Annotated in this window: 1 protein-coding gene; it reads right to left on the bottom strand. The window is 69.6% G+C overall.

Annotated features, from left to right (window positions below):
• Window positions 1-3,203: amino acid adenylation domain-containing protein (locus ABZ027_RS43070; RefSeq protein ID WP_356778567.1), on the bottom strand; the 3,203-nt coding region annotated here is incomplete at both ends.

The raw sequence follows: 3,203 nt of genomic DNA, 5'->3' as shown, positions 1-3,203 counted from the left end.
TAGATGACGTAGACGATGTTGTCCGGTGCGACCGGTGTCTCGGGTGCGGTCTGCGGGCGGGAGGCGATCGTCTCCGCGTCCCGGTCCAGCACGACCAGTTCACCGTCGAAGACCTCGTCCAGGACCGTGACCAGTTCGCCGGAGGTGACCACGACCCGTGCACCGGCGTCCGCGAGCACGAACCCGAGCCGTTCCGCCGGGTTCGCCGGGTCCAGCGGCAGGTATCCGGCACCCGCCTTCAGCACGCCCAGCAGGGTCGGCATCAGGTCGGGGCCGCGCTCCAGACACACACCCACCAGGGACTCCGGGCCCACGCCCAGGTCCCGCAGGTGGTGCGCCAGACGGTTGGCACGCGCGTCGAGCTCCGCGTACGTCAGCTCCACGTCGCCGGCGATCACCGCGACCGCGTCCGGCGTCGCCGCGGCACGCTCCGCGAAGATCTCATGCACACACCGCTCCACCGCAGCCGACGGATCCGACGGGACCGCGCCGAGCACCGTCTCCCGCTCACCGGCGGGCAGGTACACGGCACGCGCGTCGCCCTCGGCATCCGCCGCCATCGACTCCAGGACGGCCCGGTACATCGCGACCAGGCGCTCGATGTTGGCGTGGCTGATGACGTGGGAGTCGCCGCGCACGCCGAGCACGCCGCTGATCGCCGTCACCGCGAGGGAGAACTCGTTCGGGTTCTCGCCCATCTCCGCTGACTCGTCGACCAGTTCACCGTCGACCTGGTGGAAGTCGAGGTAGTTGAAGAAGACGTCGACGAGTCGGCTGCCGCTGCCGGTCTCCCGCTGGATCGCCGGCATCGGGAAGTGGCGATGGGACCAGTTGGCCATCTCCCGTGCGAAGACCTGCTGGACCAGCTCGCGCCAGGTGCGGGCGGACCGGTCGGCAGGGAACGGCAGGGTGTTGAGGTGCATGCCGAGCACCCGGTCGGCGCCCGGGGCTTCGGGGCGGGTGTGGTGGACGACACCGGTGTGGAAGGCGTCCTCGTCGGTGAGCTGGCTCATCACCTTCAGGTGCGCCGCCAGCAGCACGCTCTTCATCGAGGCCTGGGCCGCCGAAGCCAGCGCGCGCAGACCCGGTTCGAGGTCGTTCAGGCGGAATGCCGTACCCACGGGTTCGGCCGGTGCGGACAGGTCGCCGTGCCAGCCCGCCGGGAGGACGAACTTGGTGTGCTCGGTGACCACGTCACGCCAGTACGCGCGGTCCTCCTTCGACTCCAGCGCCCGCAGTTCCGCGGCGATGGCGTCGGCGAACCGTACAGGGGGCGCCTGGTGGGGTTCCGGGCGGGCGCCGTCGCGCAGCGAGCCGTAGACCTCCAGCAATTCGCTGTAGAGCGAGTTCACGCTCCAGCCCTCGAGGAGGACATGGGACTCCGTGAGGCCCAGCCACCAGGCCTCGTCGCTCTCCAGGTGCGCGGAGACGCGCAGCAGCGGGGCAGCCGTCAGGTCGAACACCTGCCGGCGCTCCGTGGCGACGAAGCTCCGCAGCGCATGCTCGCGCGCGTCGGCGTCCTCCACCGTGCGCAGGTCGTGCACGGACACCGGGGCCTGCGCGGTCCGGCGGACGATCTGCAGCGGCACCGCGAACCCGTCGACGTGCACGGAGGTACGCAGCACCTCATGCCGCTGCACGAGGATGTCGACAGCCTCACGCAGTGCCTCGGCGTCGAAGGGGCGACCGTCGCGGACTCTGAAGAGGCTGACGTTGTGGTAGTTGTTCCGGCGGTCGTCGGCGAACTGCTCGGCGATCATGCCGAGCTGGACCTGGGACAGCGGGTAGGCGTCCACGACGTCCTGCGGGAGCTGCGTCCGGTCCTCCTCCCCGATGAGGGAGAAGGGCTCGACGGACAACTGCTCCGGTTGCGGAGCGGGCAGACCGGTGATCAGTTCACCGAGGCCGGCGACCGTGCGGTGCTCGAAGACGTCTCGCACGGCCACGTCGAACCCGGCCGCTCGCAGCGCGCCCACGAGGGCGACGGCACGGATGGAGTCACCGCCGAGTTCGAAGAATCCGTCTTCGACACCGACGCGCTCGACGCCGAGGACCTCTTGCCAGACCTCGGCCACCCGCTCCTCCGTGGGAGTGCGGGGAGCGACGAAGGTGTGACCGGTTTCGACGGAGGCGTCGGGCTCGGGCAGGGCGCGGCGGTCGAGTTTGCCGTTCACGGTGAGCGGGATGCGCTCCAGTTCGACGAAGGCCGCCGGCACCATGTACTCGGGCAGCGCACCCGCCACGAAAGCGCGTAGCTCGGCCGTGGAGGGAAGTTCGGCGTCGATGACGAGGTAGGCGACGAGGCGTTCGTCGCGGACGATGACGACTGCTTCGCGCACGGCCGGGTGCTCCGACAGTCGGGCGCTGATCTCGCCGGGTTCGATGCGGTAGCCGCGTACCTTGACCTGGTCGTCGGCGCGTCCGAGGAACTCCAGGCTTCCGTCGGCACGTCTGCGGGCGAGGTCGCCGCTGCGGTAGAGGCGTGAGCCGGCGGGGCCGAAGGGGTCGGGAACGAAGCGTTCCGCGGTGAGTTCGGGCCGGTTGAGGTAGCCGCGGGCCACGCCGGGGCCGCCGACGTAGATCTCTCCGGGGACTCCGACCGGCACCAGCTCGCCGCGCGCGTCCAGGAGGTGGAGGCTCAGGTCGTTCAGCGGACGGCCGATCGGGCTCGCCGATCCACCGGCGGCGACGTCTTCCTCGCCGACCGGGTAGTACGTGACATGCACCGTTGTCTCGGTGATGCCGTACATGTTCACCAGCCGCGGCGACTCCAGACCGTGACGTGCCACCCAGCCCTGAAGAGCCCCACAGTCGAGGGCCGCACCACCGAAGACGACTGTGCGCAGGGCGAGTTGGCCGCTGTTGTTGCGGGTGCGGTCTTCTTCGATGAGTTGTGTGAAGGCGGACGGTGTCTGGTTCAGTACCGTCACGCCCTCGCGTACGAGCAGCTCGTGGAATTGGCTCGGCTCGCGAGCGGTCATCTCCGGCACCACCACCAGCCGGCCGCCGTGCAGCAGCGCCCCGAAGATCTCCCACACGGAGAAGTCGAAGGCGTAGGAGTGGAACAACGTCCACACGTCGGACGGGCCGAAGTTGAACTGCGCCTGTGCAGTTTCGAACAGCCGCACCACGTGGGCGTGTCCGAGTACGACGCCCTTCGGGCGTCCCGTCGAGCCCGAGGTGTAGATCACGTACACGACGCT

The organism is Streptomyces sp. NPDC006332 (genome assembly GCF_040612855.1).
Classification (GTDB): domain Bacteria; phylum Actinomycetota; class Actinomycetes; order Streptomycetales; family Streptomycetaceae; genus Streptomyces.
The sequence above is the reverse complement of the archived record's forward strand: the minus strand, read 5'-3'. Positions and strand labels throughout refer to the sequence as shown.